The sequence below is a fragment of the Bradyrhizobium sp. STM 3561 genome, from assembly GCF_045571455.1.
GTDB classification, from domain to species: Bacteria; Pseudomonadota; Alphaproteobacteria; order Rhizobiales; family Xanthobacteraceae; genus Bradyrhizobium; species Bradyrhizobium vignae.
In genome coordinates, this window is sequence record NZ_CP120695.1 from 2,765,302 (window position 1) to 2,780,807 (window position 15,506).

General features: G+C 65.0%; 14 protein-coding genes. 6 read left to right on the forward strand and 8 right to left on the reverse strand.

The genetic code is table 11. The features are described 5' to 3' along the window. Positions 1 to 21 precede the first annotated feature (21 nt). Positions 22 to 1,050 (reverse strand): AraC family transcriptional regulator, encoded by a 1,029-nt coding sequence (locus P6U28_RS12975; protein WP_122403326.1) that lies wholly within the window; start codon positions 1,048 to 1,050, stop codon positions 22 to 24. Positions 1,051 to 1,162: 112 nt separating this feature from the next. On the opposite strand from P6U28_RS12975, the gene P6U28_RS12980 reads away from it, so the two are divergent. The 4 genes from P6U28_RS12980 to P6U28_RS12995 are packed head-to-tail and all read left to right on the forward strand — an operon-like array spanning position 1,163 to position 6,895. Beyond that, on the forward strand, positions 1,163 to 2,335 hold the full coding sequence (locus tag P6U28_RS12980; protein ID WP_162500286.1) for an isovaleryl-CoA dehydrogenase: 1,173 nt from the start codon (positions 1,163 to 1,165) through the stop codon (positions 2,333 to 2,335). Between the two features lie 22 nt (positions 2,336 to 2,357). Then, positions 2,358 to 3,962, forward strand: coding sequence for a carboxyl transferase domain-containing protein (locus P6U28_RS12985; RefSeq protein WP_407122402.1), 1,605 nt, complete (start codon positions 2,358 to 2,360; stop codon positions 3,960 to 3,962). Between the two features lie 4 nt (positions 3,963 to 3,966). After that, a complete protein-coding gene (locus tag P6U28_RS12990) occupies positions 3,967 to 5,982 on the forward strand; it encodes an acetyl/propionyl/methylcrotonyl-CoA carboxylase subunit alpha (RefSeq protein ID WP_407122403.1) in 2,016 nt (671 codons plus the stop codon). A gap of 1 nt (position 5,983) precedes the next feature. Continuing rightward, on the forward strand, positions 5,984 to 6,895 hold the full coding sequence (locus P6U28_RS12995) for a hydroxymethylglutaryl-CoA lyase (RefSeq protein WP_122403323.1): 912 nt from the start codon (positions 5,984 to 5,986) through the stop codon (positions 6,893 to 6,895). 143 nt (positions 6,896 to 7,038) lie between these two features. On the opposite strand, the gene P6U28_RS13000 is transcribed toward P6U28_RS12995, so the two are convergent. The 4 genes from P6U28_RS13000 to P6U28_RS13015 all read right to left on the reverse strand — a co-directional run bounded on the left by P6U28_RS13000 (position 7,039) and on the right by P6U28_RS13015 (position 10,921). Next, positions 7,039 to 7,965 (reverse strand): dihydrodipicolinate synthase family protein, encoded by a 927-nt coding sequence (locus tag P6U28_RS13000; RefSeq protein ID WP_122403322.1) that lies wholly within the window; start codon positions 7,963 to 7,965, stop codon positions 7,039 to 7,041. Positions 7,966 to 8,040: 75 nt separating this feature from the next. Then, complete coding sequence (locus tag P6U28_RS13005; RefSeq protein WP_122403321.1) at positions 8,041 to 9,024, reverse strand: TRAP transporter substrate-binding protein; 984 nt, start codon at positions 9,022 to 9,024, stop codon at positions 8,041 to 8,043. A 23-nt stretch (positions 9,025 to 9,047) separates the two neighbouring features. After that, positions 9,048 to 10,313 (reverse strand): TRAP transporter large permease, encoded by a 1,266-nt coding sequence (locus P6U28_RS13010; RefSeq protein ID WP_122403320.1) that lies wholly within the window; start codon positions 10,311 to 10,313, stop codon positions 9,048 to 9,050. Then, complete coding sequence (locus P6U28_RS13015; protein WP_122406682.1) at positions 10,313 to 10,921, reverse strand: TRAP transporter small permease; 609 nt, start codon at positions 10,919 to 10,921, stop codon at positions 10,313 to 10,315. The genes P6U28_RS13010 and P6U28_RS13015 overlap by 1 nt, the downstream gene beginning before the upstream one ends. A gap of 233 nt (positions 10,922 to 11,154) precedes the next feature. Between P6U28_RS13015 and P6U28_RS13020 the strand changes: the two genes are divergently transcribed. Further along, positions 11,155 to 11,838, forward strand: a complete 684-nt coding sequence (locus tag P6U28_RS13020) for a GntR family transcriptional regulator (protein WP_122403319.1) — start codon at positions 11,155 to 11,157, stop codon at positions 11,836 to 11,838. 146 nt (positions 11,839 to 11,984) lie between these two features. Here P6U28_RS13020 and P6U28_RS13025 read toward each other — a convergent pair whose 3' ends face one another. From P6U28_RS13025 to dctP, 3 genes are read right to left on the reverse strand one after another with little or no spacing between them, the layout of a single operon-like run. After that, the gene (locus P6U28_RS13025; protein ID WP_407122405.1) at positions 11,985 to 13,343 is read right to left on the reverse strand and encodes a TRAP transporter large permease; all 1,359 of its coding nucleotides are present in this window, start codon (positions 13,341 to 13,343) and stop codon (positions 11,985 to 11,987) included. Beyond that, on the reverse strand, positions 13,340 to 13,894 hold the full coding sequence (locus P6U28_RS13030; RefSeq protein ID WP_122403317.1) for a TRAP transporter small permease: 555 nt from the start codon (positions 13,892 to 13,894) through the stop codon (positions 13,340 to 13,342). Before P6U28_RS13030 ends, P6U28_RS13025 begins: the two co-directional genes overlap by 4 nt. Continuing rightward, complete coding sequence (gene dctP, locus P6U28_RS13035; RefSeq protein ID WP_122403316.1) at positions 13,891 to 14,913, reverse strand: TRAP transporter substrate-binding protein DctP; 1,023 nt, start codon at positions 14,911 to 14,913, stop codon at positions 13,891 to 13,893. Before dctP ends, P6U28_RS13030 begins: the two co-directional genes overlap by 4 nt. A 309-nt stretch (positions 14,914 to 15,222) precedes the next feature. Between dctP and P6U28_RS13040 the strand changes: the two genes are divergently transcribed. After that, on the forward strand, positions 15,223 to 15,468 hold the full coding sequence (locus P6U28_RS13040) for a pentapeptide MXKDX repeat protein (RefSeq protein ID WP_036027965.1): 246 nt from the start codon (positions 15,223 to 15,225) through the stop codon (positions 15,466 to 15,468). Positions 15,469 to 15,506 lie beyond the last annotated feature (38 nt).

Sequence of the window (15,506 nt, forward strand, 5' to 3'; positions counted from 1 at the left end):
GACGTCGCGCGCCTGCGCGCCTCACCGATACCGGCCGCGAAATTCGCGCGGGCTTGTGCCGGTCCAGCTCCGGAAGGCGCGCGAAAAACTCTTCTCGTTGCGGAAGCCGGCGATCTCCGCGATGCGCTTGATCGGGGTGCGGCCGCGCATCAGCTCCTGTTTTGCCAGTTCGAATTTTGCTTCTTCCTTGAGGTCGCGCAGCGAGGTGGACTCCTCGCGCAGGCGGCGATGCATGGTGCGGGTGGAGAGCGCGAGCTCGCTCGCCACGTCCTCGGCGCCGAGGATCCGTCCACGCGCATTGCGCAGCACGCGGCGGACACGCTCGACCAGCAGCCGGTCCCGCCGGTAGGGCAGCACGGTCAGCCTGAGCGCGCCCTCGAGCATGTTGTCGAGATCGGTGGCGCTGCGCGTGAGCGGCAGCGATAGATAGTGCTTGTCGAAGACGATGCGGGCATGGGCCGCGTCGAAGCGGACGTTCCTGCAAAAGATGGTCGGATAGACCGAGACGTGGCCGGGCTCGGGGTAGGGGAATTCAGCCGCGCGGAGCGCGATCTGGGAGTCGACGGCCCAACACGAGAAGCCGAGCACGTAGCGGAAAAGGGTGACCAGGCAGAACTCGCGCAACGGCCCGAGGTCGCGCAGCTCACGGATCGAAACGATTGCGGTCTCTTCGCCAACCTCGAGATCGAGCAGCACGTCATCGGTGACCAGGCGGTGATGCCTGCACCAGCGCTTCAGCGCGACCTCCAGCGTCGGCGCGGTGATGGAGGCGCGGCACAGCATGCCATAGGTGCCCCAGGGCAGCCGGCGGGAAAACCAGCCGAGCGCCTCGTCGTCGAGCTCGCGCATGGCGTGGCCTGCCAGCGCCTCGAACTGGGCCGCGGTGACCCTCCCATCCGGAGAATTAAGAAGGTCCGGCGGGACTTGACCCCGGCTCAGCGCCTCCGCGGGATCGCGGCCGTATCGTTCATAGGCGGCGACCACGCCGCGGACGAAGGCGGCGGGAGTCACGGCGCGGCGCGGGACCGCGGTGGCGGCTTGAAACGGCATCGGAATTCCCTCAGGAAAATCCTCGCCAAGTTTGGCGGAAAATGCAACCTTTTCGACTGCAAGAGGGCCCGGACCGGGCTAGGTTCGGACCCCAAAACACGGAGGAATCGCCTTGAACATTCCGAGCATCGATTTCGATCTAGGCGAAGACATCAGCCTGCTGCGCGACACGGTTCGCTCCTTCGTGGAGGCGGAGATCACCCCGCGCGCCACGGAGATCGAGAAAGCCAACCTGTTCCCAGCAGACCTCTGGAAGCGCCTTGGCGACCTTGGCCTGCTCGGCATGACCGCGCCGGAGCAATATGGCGGGTCCAACATGGGCTACCTCGCCCATATTGTCGCCATGGAGGAGATTTCGCGCGGCTCGGCTGCCGTGGGGCTGTCCTACGGCGCCCATTCCAATCTCTGCGTCAACCAGATCCGTCGCAATGGCAACGACGCGCAGCGGCAGCGCTATCTGCCCAAGCTGATTTCCGGCGAGTATGTCGGCGCGCTCGCGATGTCCGAGCCCGGTGCCGGCTCCGACGTCGTCTCGATGAAGCTGCGCGCCGACAAGCGCGGCGACCGCTACGTGCTCAACGGCTCGAAGATGTGGATCACCAATGGCGGCGACGCCGACGTGCTCGTCGTCTATGCGAAGACCGATCCGGAGGCGGGCCCGCGCGGCATGACGGCCTTCCTGATCGAGAAGGGCTTTAAAGGCTTCACCCACGGTCAACATCTCGACAAGCTCGGCATGCGCGGCTCCAACACCTATCCTCTGTTCTTCGACGAATGCGAGGTGCCAGAGGAGAACGTGCTCGGCAAGGTGGGCGAGGGCGTCAAGGTGCTGATGTCCGGCCTCGACTATGAGCGCGCGGTGCTCTCGGGCGGCCCGCTCGGGATCATGGCGGCCTGCATGGATGCCGTCGTGCCCTACATGCACGAGCGCAAGCAGTTCGGCCAGCCGATCGGCGACTTCCAGCTGATGCAGGGCAAGCTCGCCGACATGTATTCGACCTGGCAAGCCACACGCGCCTATGTTTATGCGGTGGGGCGCGCCTGCGACCGCGCCGATCACGCGCGCACCCTGCGCAAGGATGCGGCGGCCGCGATCCTCTATTCGGCGGAGAAGGCGACGTGGATGGCGGGCGAGGCGATCCAGGCGCTCGGCGGGGTCGGCTACACCAGCGAATTCCCCGTGGGGCGTCTCTGGCGCGACGCGAAACTCTACGAGATCGGCGCCGGTACGTCCGAGGTGCGCCGCATGCTGATCGGCCGCGAGCTGATGGCCGAGACGGCTTAACGTTCACCTCATTGGAATCATCATGCCGCTCCATTCCAGCATCGATCCGTCTTCGTCAGACTTTGCACGTAACGCAGAGGCCATGCGCGCGCTCGTCGCGGATTTGCGCGAGAAGCTGAGCCAGGTCGCCGGCGGCGGTGGTGAGGCCTCGCGCAACCGCCACACCGCGCGGGGCAAGATGCTGGCGCGCCAGCGCGTCGATCTCTTGGTCGATCCCGGCACCTCGTTCCTGGAGCTGTCGCCGCTCGCGGCCTACGGCCTCTATGGCGGCGACGTGCATTCGGCGAGCGTCATCACGGGGGTCGGGCGCATTTCAGGGCGCGAATGCGTGATCGTCGCCAACGATGCCACCATCAAGGGCGGCACCTATTATCCGATGACGGTGAAGAAGCATCTGCGCGCCCAGGATATCGCGCGACAGAACAATCTTCCCTGCGTCTACATGGTCGATTCCGGCGGCGCCTTCCTGCCGCTCCAGGACGAGATCTTCCCGGACGAGCGGCATTTCGGCCGCATCTTCTACAACCAGGCGCAGATGTCCTCGCAGGGCATTCCGCAGATCGCGATCGTCATGGGCTCCTGCACTGCCGGCGGCGCCTATGTTCCCGCGATGTCGGACGAGAGCATCATCGTGCGCAATCAGGGCACCATCTTCCTCGGCGGCCCGCCGCTGGTGAAGGCCGCGACCGGCGAGGTCGTCAGCGCGGAGGAGCTCGGTGGCGCAGACGTGCATTCGCGGCAATCGGGCGTGACCGATCATTACGCTCAGAACGATGCCCATGCGATCGGCATCGCCCGGCGCATCGTCGGCACGCTCAAGCCTTCCGCGCGGCCGAACCTCAACATGCACCCGCCGCGTGAGCCGCTGTTTGCCGCTGAAGAGATTTATGGCGTGGTGCCCGTGGACGGCAGAAAGCCATTCGACGTGCGCGACATCATCGCCCGCATCGTCGACGGCTCCGAGTTCGACGAGTTCAAGAAACTCTACGGCACGACGCTGGTGTGCGGCTTCGCCCATATCTGGGGGTTTCCTGTCGGCATCATCGCCAACAACGGCATCCTGTTCAGCGAGAGCTCGCTGAAGGGCGCGCATTTCATCGAGCTGTGCTGCCAGCGCGGCATTCCGCTGGTGTTCCTGCAGAACATCACGGGCTTCATGGTCGGCAAGAAATACGAGGCTGGCGGCATCGCACGTGACGGCGCCAAGCTGGTCACGGCAGTTGCGACCGCCTCGGTGCCGAAATTCACCGTCGTGATCGGCGGCTCCTACGGCGCCGGCAATTACGGCATGTGCGGCCGCGCCTACTCGCCGCGCTTCCTCTGGATGTGGCCGAATGCGCGCATCTCGGTGATGGGCGGCGAGCAGGCCTCGATGGTGCTGAGCCAGGTGCGGCGCGACAACATCGAGGCCAAGGGCGATAGCTGGTCCAGGGAAGAGGAAGATAAATTCCGCGAGCCCATCCGCGCGCAATATGAGAGCCAGGGGCACCCGTATTACGCGACCGCGCGTCTGTGGGACGACGGCATCATCGACCCGGCCGACACGCGCCTCGTGCTCGGGCTCGGCCTCTCGGCGTCGTCGAATGCGCCGATCGAGCCGACGAAATTCGGCCTGTTCAGGATGTGATGTGATGGACCGCTCGAAGCTCTACCGGCCATTTCGCACGCTCCTGATCGCCAACCGCGGCGAGATCGCCTGCCGCGTCATCCGCACCGCACGCGCCATGGGCCTGCGCACGGTCGCCCTCTATTCGGAGGCCGACCGCGACGCGATGCATGTCGCGCTCGCCGACGAAGCCGTGCTGCTCGGGCCGGCACGCGCGCGCGACAGCTACCTCAACGTCGAGCGGCTGATCGAGGCCGCGCGCAAGACCGGCGCGGAAGCTGTGCATCCCGGCTACGGCTTCCTGTCGGAGAATGCCGAGTTTGCGCGGGCCTGCCTCGATGCGGGGCTCGTCTTCGTCGGCCCGACCGCCGGGATGATGACGGCAATGGGCTCGAAGTCCGGTTCCAAGGAGCTGATGGAGAAGGCCGGCGTGCCGTTGGTGCCCGGCTATCATGGTGAGGCCCAGGACGAGGCGACGCTGTCGAAGGCGGCCGAGAAGATCGGCTTTCCCGTCCTGGTGAAGGCCTCCGCCGGCGGTGGCGGCCGCGGCATGCGGATCGTGCGTTCGGCGGCCGAGCTCGGGGTTGCGATCGTCAGCGCCAAGCGCGAGGCCCTGGCCGCGTTCGGCGATGATCGCATGCTGATCGAAAAGTATGTCGACAATCCCCGGCATATCGAGGTGCAAGTGATCGGCGACAGCCACGGCAATCTCTTGTCGCTGTTCGAGCGCGAATGCACGTTGCAGCGCCGGCACCAGAAGGTGATCGAGGAGGCGCCGTCGCCGACGCTCAACGCCGCGCAACGCGAGACGGTCTGCGCCGCCGCCCGAAAGGCGGCGGGCGCGGTCAACTATGTCGGCGCCGGCACCATCGAGTTCGTCTCCGACGGCAAGGACGTGTTCTTCATCGAGATGAACACGCGTCTGCAGGTCGAGCATCCCGTGACCGAGCTGATCACCGGGATCGACCTCGTCGAATGGCAGCTGCGGGTCGCCTTCGGCGAGGCGCTGCCGCTCAAGCAAGACCAGATCCGGCTCAACGGCCATGCGGTCGAAGCGCGCGTCTATGCCGAGAACCCGACCAAGAACTTCATGCCGTCGGTCGGCAGGATCTCGACCTGGCGGCTGCCGGCGGAGACCGGGGGCTTGCGCATCGACGCCGGCTATCGCGAAGGCGATGCGGTCTCGCCGTACTATGACGCCATGCTGGCCAAGATGATCGCCTGGGGACCGACGCGGGACGTGGCGATCGAGCGGCTGAACCGCGGGCTGGAAGAGACCGACGTTCGCGGCATCGTCACCAACATCCCGTTCCTGTCGGCACTGATGACGCATCCGAAGGTGTGGACGAATGCGGTCGACACCGGCTTCATCGAGCGCGAGCTGGCGGTGTTGACGCAGGCTGCGCCGGCGCCCGGAGAGCTCGAGCTCTGCGCCGCGGTGGCCGCTGTCGTCAACGAGGAGCAGCAGGCCGCGCGTGCGCAGGCAAATTCACCCTGGCAGACCTTCGGCTGGCAGCCGGTCGGCCGACGCCAGCGCAGCTTTGCCTTCCGTGTCGGGCATGGTGTTGGTCATGGGCCGGAGCAGAAGATCTCGCTGAACTACGGCAGTGGCCCCTCGACGCTGCTGATCGGCGAACGCGAGCTCGCCTTCACGATCGCGGCGAAGGACGGTGGCTTCGATCTCACGCTCGACGGCGTCAAATCGTCCGTCGCTGCCGTGATCGACGGCCATGAATTGTATCTGCGCACCCGCAACGGCCGGTTCGACCTGCACTGGGTCGATCCGTTCGGCGGCGAGAGCGAGGAGCATGTCGGCGAAGACAAGATCGCGGCACCCTTGCCGGGCACGGTCGTCGCCGTGCTCGCCGAGGAAGGCGCCAAGCTCGACAAGGGCGCGCCGATCCTGACCCTCGAAGTGATGAAGATGGAGCAGACGCTGCGGGCGCCCTATGCGGGTGTGCTGAAGTCCATCAAGTGCAAGGTCGGCGATATCGTGCAGGAGGGCGTCGAACTCGCCGTGGTCGAGCCGGCAGGAGAGTGACATGAGCGATCCCGTCCGCATCATCGAGATGGGGCCGCGCGATGGCCTCCAGAACGAGAAGACATCAGTCAGTGTCGAGGCCCGCATCGCCTTCATCGAGGCGCTGGTTGCGGCCGGCCTCGATACGGTCGAGGTCGGCGCCTTCGTCTCGCCCAAGGCGATCCCGCAGATGGCAAGCTCGGATGCCGTGCTGCGCGGCGTCGCGCATGTGAAGGGCGCCGAATTCCACGTGCTGGTGCCGAACGAGAAGGGCTATGACGCTGCACGCGCCGCGGGCGCGAAAGTCGTCTCCGTGTTCGCGGCGGCCTCGGAAGGCTTCTCGCGCGCCAACATCAACTGTACGATTGCGGAGTCCATCGGGCGGTTCAAGCCTGTGCTGGCGCGCGCCAAGGCGGACGGCGTCAAGGTGCGCGGCTATATCTCCTGCGTGCTGGGCTGTCCGTTCGACGGCGAGATCAAGCCGAAGGCGGTCGCCGACCTCGCGAGCACGCTGTTCGAGCTCGGCTGCTACGAGATCTCGCTCGGCGACACCATCGGCGTCGGTACGCCCAGCAAGGCAAAAGAGATGCTGCGCGCGGTCAGCGCCAACATTCCCGTCGGCAAGCTCGCGATGCATTTCCACGACACCTACGGGCAGGCGCTCGCCAATCTCTATGCCGGGATGGAGGAGGGCGTCCGCGTCGTCGACGCTGCCGCCGGCGGCCTCGGCGGCTGTCCCTATGCGCCGGGCGCGACTGGCAACGTCGCGACCGAGGATGTCGTTTACATGCTCAAGGGCATGGGCATCAGGACCGGCGTCGATATGGACCGGCTGCTGGCGGCGACCAACGCGATGAGCGGCGTGCTCGGCAAGCCGCCCGCAAGCCGCGTGGCGTCCGCGCTGAATGCGAAGAAGAGGCGAGCGGTCTCCTAGTTCTCCGTCATTGCGAGCCAACGGGTCCGCGCGAGCGCGGCCCGATGACAGGCTCCGCGAGGCAATCCAGAATCCCTCCGCGGAGCAACCCTGGATTGCTTCGTCGCAAGCGCTCCTCGCAATGACGACTGAGAGAGCTTTCGTCAGGCCGCCTTCAGCCCGACATCCGGCAGGCGCGGACGGTTCTTGAGCGCCTTGGCCATCATGGTCTCGACCTCGGCCTTCTCGTGCGGCAGCAGCGCCAGGCGCGGCGGGCGGGTCAGCGCGGTGCCACGGCCCATGATGTGCTCGCACAGCTTGATGCACTGGACGAGGTCCGGGCGGGCATCGAGATGCAGGAGCGGCATGAACCATTCGTAGAGCGGCATCGCCTCGGCAAAGCGGCCGGCCTTGGCGAGACGGAACAGCGTCTCGCCCTCGCGCGGGAACGCGTTCGACATGCCGGAGACCCAGCCCACGGCACCCATCGCGACGCTCTCGACGATGACGTCGTCGAGGCCCGCGAACAGCACGAAGCGGTCGCCGACCATGTTGCGGGTGTCGATGAAGCGGCGCGTGTCGCCGGAGGAATCCTTGAAGCAGACGACGGTTTCGACGTCGGCGAGCGAGGCCAGGATGTCCGGCGTGACGTCGTTCTTGTAGATCGGCGGATTGTTGTAGAGCATTACCGGCAGGTCAGTCGCGCTGGCGACGGCGCGGAAATGCGCGGCGGTCTCGTGCGGCTTGGAGGAGTAGACCAGGGCCGGCATCACCATCACGCCGTCGATGCCGACACGTGCGGCTTCCTTGGCGGTCTCGACTGCGAAGGCCGTGGTGAATTCGGCGATGCCGCACAGCACGGGCACGCGGCCGGCCGCGACCGACTTCGCCGCCTCCATGATCGCGACCTTCTCCTTGCGCTCCAGCGAGGTGTTCTCGCCGACCGAGCCGCAGACGATCAGGCCGGAGACGCCGTCGCGGATCAGGCCGTCCATGACCTTGGCGGTCGCCTCGATATTGAGCGACAGGTCGTCGTTGAATTGCGTGGTAACGGCCGGGAAGACCCCTTCCCAGGAGATGCGTGGGCTCATTGTTTGGCTCCGATTGAAATTGTGCCGGCGGATCATTCGATCCGCCGGGCATTGACGTGAGGGAGGTGGACGAGGTCAGAGCGTCGCGCCGACCTTGCGCAGCTCGGCGAGCACGGGGGCTTTCGGCAGCCAAATCTTGTCGAACTCGGCGATGACGGCCTCGGTGTCCTTGGCGTCGACCTGGCGGATCGGGATCGGCGCGTTCTTGAAGCTCTCGATCAGCGCCGGCTCGTTGCCGGCGAGCTCGTCGATCTGCGCATCAAGCGTCGTCTTGATCGTCTTGGTGATCAGCTCGCGGTCGGCGGCGGGGAGCGATTGCCAGACGCGGCCCGAGACGACGGCGGCCATCGGCATGAAGACGGCATTCATCTGCAGGATCACCTTCGACACCTTGTCGAAACGCTGATTCCAGGAGAACTCGAGATCGGCTTCGAGGCCGTCGACCTGGCCGTTGGCCATGGCGTCGAACACTTGCGGCGTCGGGATCGGCGTCGGTGCTGCGCCCAGCGAGGAGTAGAAATCGCGATAGACCGGCGTCGGATTGATGCGCAGCTTCATGCCCTTGATGTCGGCGAGCGAATTCAGGTCCTTGGAGGAGAACACGGCGCGCATGCCGGTGATGCCCCAGCCGAGCCCGATGGTCCCGGTCTCCTGCGGCAGCACGTCGAACAGCTTCACCGCCGCTGGATGGCGCACGAACTTTGCGACCGAAGGCGTCGAGCGGACGATGTAGGGCGCATTGATCGCGGCGATGTGCGGCACGCGCGAGCCGAGCTCGGCGGCCTGGATGAAGCCCATGTCGAGCGCGCCGGACTGCAATTGCTGCATCATCGCGGTTTCGTTGCCGAGCTGGCCGGAGTGGAACACGGTCACGGTCAGACGGCCGTTGGTCGCGGCCTTGAGATCCTCGCCGAATTTGAGCGCGGCCTTGTTCCAGGAATGCCCGTTCGGCGTGATCAGGCCGAGGCGGAATTCCTTGGCCTGGGCGAGCGCCAGCGATGGCGCGAACACCGAGGCGGCGGCACTGGCGGCGAGAAAGCGGCGGCGTGAAAGCGGCATGGTCGGGCTCCTTTCGGATGGGCCTATTTGACGAGGATCAGCGAGAGCGACGGGTAGAGCGAGAGCAGCACCAGCAGGAGGCAGGAGATGACGAAGAACGGCAGCGTCACCATGAACATCTTGCCGGGCTTGGCGCCGGTGACGGCGGCCGCGACGAAGAAGCAGAGCCCGACCGGCGGCGACAAAAGGCCGAGCACGAGGTTGATCACCACCACGACTCCGAACTGCCGGGGGTCGATGTGATAGATCTCGGTTGCGACCGGCAGCAGGATCGGCACCGTCATGATCAGGCCGGGAATGCCGTCGATGACCGTGCCGATGATCAGCAGGATGACGTTGCAGATCAGCATGAAGCTGATCGGGCCCTTGGCGGCGGACTGGATCCACCCGGCGGTCTCCTGCGGCACCTTGCCGAAGATCAGCACCCAGGAGAACACGGCGGCGGCAGCGACCAGGAACAGCACGATCGCCGAATAGATCGCGCTGCGCAGCATCATCTGCGGCAGCTGGGAGAACTTGAACTCCCTGGTCCAGTATTTTCCAACGAGCGCTGCGGCGACCGCGCCGACGGCTGCAGACTCCGTGGCGTTGGCGAGGCCACCGAGAATGGTGCCGACGATGACGATCGGGATCAGCAGCGTCGGCGAGGTCCGCAGGATCGTCATGACGCGCTGGCGTGGCGTCTGATAGTCCGCGCGGGGGTAGTTGTACATGTACCCCATCAGCGCGATGACGAGGCAGAACATCACCGTGAGAATGACGCCCGGCACGATGCCGGCGATCAGCATGTCGCTGACCGAGACTTGCGCCAGCACGCTGTAGACCACGAACATCACCGAGGGCGGGATGATCGGGCCGAGCATCCCGCCATAGGCGGTGAGGCCCGCCGCGAAGGTCTTGTCGTAGCCCTTCTTCTCCATCTCCGGCACCATGATCTGGGCCATGATCGCGACCTGCGCGGTTGCGGAGCCCAGGATGGAGGAGATGAACATGTTGGCGAGGATGTTGACGTAGGCGAGCCCGCCCTTGAGCGAGCCGACGAAGGCCATCGCCATGTCGACGATGCGCCTCGTGATGCCGCCGCCGTTCATGATCTCGCCGATCAGGATGAACAGCGGAATGGCGATCAGGCCATAACTGTCGACGCCGCCGAACAGCTGGAGCGGATAGGACTGGAACAGCACCGGGTTGCCCGACGCTGCGATGTAGACCAGGCCGGCGAGGCACAGGCAGAGCCCGATCGGCACGCCGACAAGCATGAACGCCATGAAAGCTGCTGACGTGATCATCAGTTGACCCCATCCAGCTCGGAGAGCTGGAAGCCCTTTGGCGGCGTACGCGGGACCAGCTCGAGATCTTCCAGCAGATTGGCGAGGCCGTGAATGGTCATCGACACCGCGAAGATCGGCAGCGTCAGATACAGCACCCAGGTCGGCCAGTTCAGCGTCTGGGTGTGCTCGGTGTAGAGGAAGTTGAATGTCGCGGCCGCGAGCTTGCGCCCATCGAAGCCGGCGCGGGCAAGCCCGACCGGATCCATCCAGAGCACGCAGGTCACGATCAGAGCGAGGCCGAACACGACGACGAGGCCGGTCGAGGTCACCTTGGCGACCTTCTGGTGCTGCGGCGAAAGACGCTCCGTCAGCATGGTCACCGCGAAATCGAGCCGCAGCCGCGTCATCGCGGAGGCGCCGATGAAGGTCAGCCAGACCACGCAATAGACCGCGGATTCATCAATCCAGTAGATGGGAAAGTGCGAGTAGCGGGTGACGACGTTCACCAGGATCAATCCGGTGAGCAGGTACATCAGGCCCATCAGCGCCAGACGCTCGAAGGCGAGCAAGGCGCTCGACATCCGGACGATCGTCCGCCGGAGGCTGAGCGCGCGCGTGGCCGGCATGGTCTGCTCGATCATGAAAGAGGCCCCAACCCCCGAAAGATTTGTCGTGCGATCCCGAATGTATAATTTATACATTTTGGGAGTCAAACGGAGTTTGCGGTCATTTTGACGGCAGGGCGCGCTCATGCTGGGCACTTCTCTTTTGTGGAGTGCTTGGCTTTTGCCGGACGTCTCAACATGCAAGACAGGGACCGCGTCGACCGAACGAGTCGAGAAGGACAACAGACGATCAGATGAGACAGCCTCTGAAGCATCGCACCTTGTCGGCTGCGATCGTCGACCAACTCCGGCAGGCGATCCTCGACGGCACCTATCCGGCCGGATCGCAACTGCGCCAGGACGCGCTCGGCGAGGCCTATGGCGTCAGCCGCATTCCCGTCCGCGAGGCGCTATTCCAGCTCGAGGCGGAAGGCCTGGTGCGGATCGTTCCGCAGAAGGGCGCCATCGTCTCGGAGCTGTCGCTGGACGAGATCAACGATGTCTTCGACCTGCGCCGAATCCTGGAGCCGCGATTGCTCGCACAGTCGGCGCCGCGTTTCACCGCGGAGGATTTCGAGGAGCTCGACGACATCCATAGGCGGTTCGAGAAGGCGATCAAGGCGAGGAACGTCAGCGAGTGGGGCCAGCTCAACGCCGACTTCCACATGGCGCTCTACGTGCACGCACCGCAGCCGCGCACGCGCGCAATCGTGCTGTCGCTGCTCCAGACCAGCGACCGTTACACGCGTCTGCAGCTCTCCAACACCAAGGCGATGGGCATTGCCGAAAAGGAGCACGCCCAGCTGATCGCGCTCTGCCGCGCGCAAAAGGTCGAGGAGGCGTGCCGGTTTCTGGAGCGGCACATCGAAGCCGTCCGTAAGGATCTGTTGCAGGTCGTGGCGAACGCACCGCGCTCGCGGCGGAAGGAGAATTCGTAGGGCGGGTCAGCTTGCAGATGCGAGAAGCGCAGAACTTGTCGAGTGGGCAAAGGCGCGTAGCGCCGTGCCCCACCATCTCTCCGTGATCGCCGACAGGTGGTGGGCACGCTTCGCTTTGCCCACCCTGCGGCAGTTGTTATCTGTCGCTACCTGCTCCCGTCCGGTCCCATCACGAGGTCCGGCAGCCAGGTCGAAATGCCCGGCACGAAGCACAGCAGCAGCACCGCGAGCATCATCAAGAGCACGAAGGGCAGCGTGCCCCAGATCACCTCGCGCAGGGGAATGTCCGGCGCGACGTTGCGGATGACGAAGATGTTGAGGCCGACGGGCGGGTGGATCAGGCCCATCTCCATCACGATGGTCATGACCACGCCGAACCAGATGATGTCGAAATTGGCGGCGCGGAGCGGCGGCAGGATGATCGGCGCGGTCATCAGGATGATCGACACCGGCGGCAGGAAGAAGCCGAGCACGACGACCATGACGAGGATCGCGAACAGCAGCTCCCATCGCGGCAGATGCATCGCGACAATGGATTCGGCGACCGATTGCGAGATGTGCAGATAGCTCATCACGTAGGAATAGAGCGGCGACATGCCGATGATCATCATCAGCATGGTCGATTCCCGGATCGTCGATTTCATGATGGGCGCAAGGTCGCTCGGGCGCCAGACGCTGTAGATCGCCGCGATCAGCGCCAGTGCGAGCAGGCCGCCGAGGCCCGCGGTCTCCGACGGCGTGGCGTAGCCGCCATAGAGCGCGATCATGACGCCGGTGAGCAGCAGCACGAAGGGGATCACGCGCGGCAGCACGCTGAAGCGTTCGGCCAGCGTGTACTCGTCGCGCGTCAGGATCGCACCTTCGGGCCCGCCGTTCTTGCAGATCGCTTCAGCCGCCTTGTATTCCCGGCGGAATCGGATCACGGCATAGGCGCCGAACAGGGTGACCAGCAAGAGGCCGGGACCGATGCCGGCGAGGAACAGACGCCCCAGCGACTTTTCCGCGGCAACCGCAAACAGGATCATGGTGATGGACGGCGGCAGCAGGATGCCGAGCGTGCCGCCGGCGGCGATGATGCCTGCGGCAAAGCCGCCGGAATAGCCGCGCTTGCGCATCTCGGGGATACCGGCCGAACCGATCGCCGAGCAGGTCGCTGGGCTCGAGCCCGCCATCGCCGCGAACAGCGCGCAGGCGAAGACGTTGGCGACGCCGAGGCCGCCGGGGACGCGATGCAGCCAGGCATGCAGCGCCGAATAGAGATCCTGGCCAGCGCGCGACTTGCCGATCGCGGCGCCCTTCAGGATGAAGAGCGGAATCGACAGCAGCGTGATCGAGGCCATTTCCTCGTACACGTTCTGGGTCACCGTATCGAGCGAGGCCGAGGGCATGTAGATGCCCATGAACACGACCGCGACCGCGCCGAGCGCGAACGCAATCGGCATGCCCGAGAACATCACGAGCAGCGTCGCGATGCCGTAGGCAAGGCCGATACCGAAAACGCTCATGGCCGCTTGGCTCCGGTGAAGGGCAGCGCAAGCTGCACGAGGATCTGGATGCAGAGCAGGCTCATGCCGAGCGCCATCAGCGCATAGGGGATCGCGAGCGGCGGCGACCACATCGAATTCGAGACCTGGCCGTCGACATAGGCCTCATGGGCCAGTGTCCAGGATTTCCAGGCGAAGAAGGCACAGAACAGGAACGTCGCGGCGTCGACGAGCCAGAGCCGGACCTTGTTGGCGAGCGGCGAGAGCAGGCCGACGAAGGCTTCGATGCCGATATGGCCGCGGTTCTGCTGCACATAGGCGGCCGTCATGAAGGTGGCGCCGACCAGCAAGAACACGGCGGCCTCGTCCTGCCAGTAATTGGCGGCCTTGAACAAGGCACGGCTCAGCACGCTGTAGCTCAGGATGGTGCAGGCCGCGACCAGGGCGATCGCGGCGAACACGACGATGATGCTGTTGAGGATGGCGAGACCACGATCGATCGCTGCCGCAAGGCCGTTCCCGGCGGCAGCGCTCGGCAGGTCGTCACGATCCGGAAGCGGACCGTGGCTCATGCCGCAACGTCGGTGGCGAGCTTGAGCAGGTTGGCCGCGGTCGCGGTCTTGGCGCTGTAATCCTTCCACGCGGTGTCGCGCGCGATGTCGCGCCATTTGCCGACGGTGGCGGCATCGAGCGCCGAGACCTTGGCGCCGGCCTTCTCGTAGACCTTGGCGACCTCGACGTCGTCGTCCTGCGCGCCCTTGCGGCCGAAGGCTTCGAGCTCTGTGCCGACCGCGAGCAAGATATCTTGATGGTTCTTCGGCAGCTTGTCGAAGATCGCCTTCGACATCATCAGCGGCTCGAGCATGAACCAGTAGGAGGTGCCGGCGCCTGACGTCAGCGACTTCGCGACCTCTTCGAGGCGGAACGAGATCAGGCTGGTCGAGGAGGTGATGCCGGCATCGCACGCGCCGGTCTGCATCGCCGCGTAGATTTCGTTCGAGGGTACCGACAGCACCGAGGCGCCGGCCGTTTGCAGCACCATGTCCATCTCGCGCGAGCCGCCGCGCACTTTCATGCCCTTGGCATCCTCGGGCGCGACGATCGGCTTGGAGCGGCTGGCAACGCCGCCGGCCTGCCAGACCCAGGTGAGCAGGATGATGCCTTTGTCGGCCAGGAAATCGGTCAGTGCCTTGCCGACGGGCTCCTTCTTCCAGCGCAGGCCCTGATCGTAGGTGGTCACCAGGCCCGGCATCAGGCCGATATTGGTTTCCGGCAACTCGCCGCCGGCATAAGGCATCGGATAGAGCGAGATGTCGAGCGCGCCCTTGCGCATCGCGGAGAACTGCGCGTTGGTCTTGATCAGCGAGGAGTTCGGATAAATTTCCGCGGCGATGTCGCCATTGCTGCGCTTGGCAACTTCAGCAGCGAACATGCGACAGAGTCGGTCGCGGAAATCGCCTTTGTCGATGGTGCCGCCCGGGAATTGATGCGAGATCTTCAGCGTGGTGGCGGCCTGCGCGGTTCCGGTGCCGAAGCGCAGGATGGCGGGTGCGGCGACGGCGGTCGCGATCAGATGGCGGCGCGTAATCATGGTGTGATCCCCTTGGACTGTTCTTGTTGGTGTGATTTGGATCGGGTCTTGTGAGACCGGCGTTCAGGCTCATCCTAGCCGGTCTTTCAGCCGATATTCTCTCATCTGATAGTTCGAGACCGAATGCCCCGGCAAGTGCCGGCCGTGCTGCGCTGCACACTTCCTGGTCCCGCGCGCGAAAGTACGACGGATAGCGGAGGGCTCGCCAAAATTTATCGGCGGCGGCGTAACAACGCCGACTGGCGATCCGTCGAGATCAAATAGCGGCGTCCGTCGCTGACAAACACCATCTCGAAGGGAAGATGAACCATGACCATTCGCACCCGCATCGTGCTCGGCGTCTCGGCTGCCGCTCTTTCGCTTGGCCTCGCATTTGCTCCGGCCGCCTTTGCTCAGGACAAGATGGGCAAGGATGACGGCATGATGAAAAAAGACACGATGTCCAAGGACGGCATGATGAAGAAGGACACCATGTCCAAGGACGACGGCATGAAGAAGGATCACATGTCGAAGGACGGCATGAAGAAAGACGACGGAATGATGAAGAAGAATTGATCCTGCCGCGTCGTCGCGCAGCGCCCGCCTTGAGCGGC

What these genes read in the sequence shown, in the direction of transcription:
- P6U28_RS12975 (WP_122403326.1), bottom strand. Translation starts at nt 1,050, where the DNA reads ATGCCGTTTCAAGCCGCCACCGCGGTCCCGCGCCGCGCCGTGACTCCC.
- P6U28_RS12985 (WP_407122402.1), top strand. Translation starts at nt 2,358, where the DNA reads ATGCCGCTCCATTCCAGCATCGATCCGTCTTCGTCAGACTTTGCACGT.
- P6U28_RS12990 (WP_407122403.1), top strand. Translation starts at nt 3,967, where the DNA reads ATGGACCGCTCGAAGCTCTACCGGCCATTTCGCACGCTCCTGATCGCC.
- P6U28_RS12995 (WP_122403323.1), top strand. Translation starts at nt 5,984, where the DNA reads ATGAGCGATCCCGTCCGCATCATCGAGATGGGGCCGCGCGATGGCCTC.
- P6U28_RS13000 (WP_122403322.1), bottom strand. Translation starts at nt 7,965, where the DNA reads ATGAGCCCACGCATCTCCTGGGAAGGGGTCTTCCCGGCCGTTACCACG.
- P6U28_RS13005 (WP_122403321.1), bottom strand. Translation starts at nt 9,024, where the DNA reads ATGCCGCTTTCACGCCGCCGCTTTCTCGCCGCCAGTGCCGCCGCCTCG.
- P6U28_RS13010 (WP_122403320.1), bottom strand. Translation starts at nt 10,313, where the DNA reads ATGATCACGTCAGCAGCTTTCATGGCGTTCATGCTTGTCGGCGTGCCG.
- P6U28_RS13015 (WP_122406682.1), bottom strand. Translation starts at nt 10,921, where the DNA reads ATGCCGGCCACGCGCGCGCTCAGCCTCCGGCGGACGATCGTCCGGATG.
- P6U28_RS13020 (WP_122403319.1), top strand. Translation starts at nt 11,155, where the DNA reads ATGAGACAGCCTCTGAAGCATCGCACCTTGTCGGCTGCGATCGTCGAC.
- P6U28_RS13025 (WP_407122405.1), bottom strand. Translation starts at nt 13,343, where the DNA reads ATGAGCGTTTTCGGTATCGGCCTTGCCTACGGCATCGCGACGCTGCTC.
- P6U28_RS13030 (WP_122403317.1), bottom strand. Translation starts at nt 13,894, where the DNA reads ATGAGCCACGGTCCGCTTCCGGATCGTGACGACCTGCCGAGCGCTGCC.
- dctP (WP_122403316.1), bottom strand. Translation starts at nt 14,913, where the DNA reads ATGATTACGCGCCGCCATCTGATCGCGACCGCCGTCGCCGCACCCGCC.
- P6U28_RS13040 (WP_036027965.1), top strand. Translation starts at nt 15,223, where the DNA reads ATGACCATTCGCACCCGCATCGTGCTCGGCGTCTCGGCTGCCGCTCTT.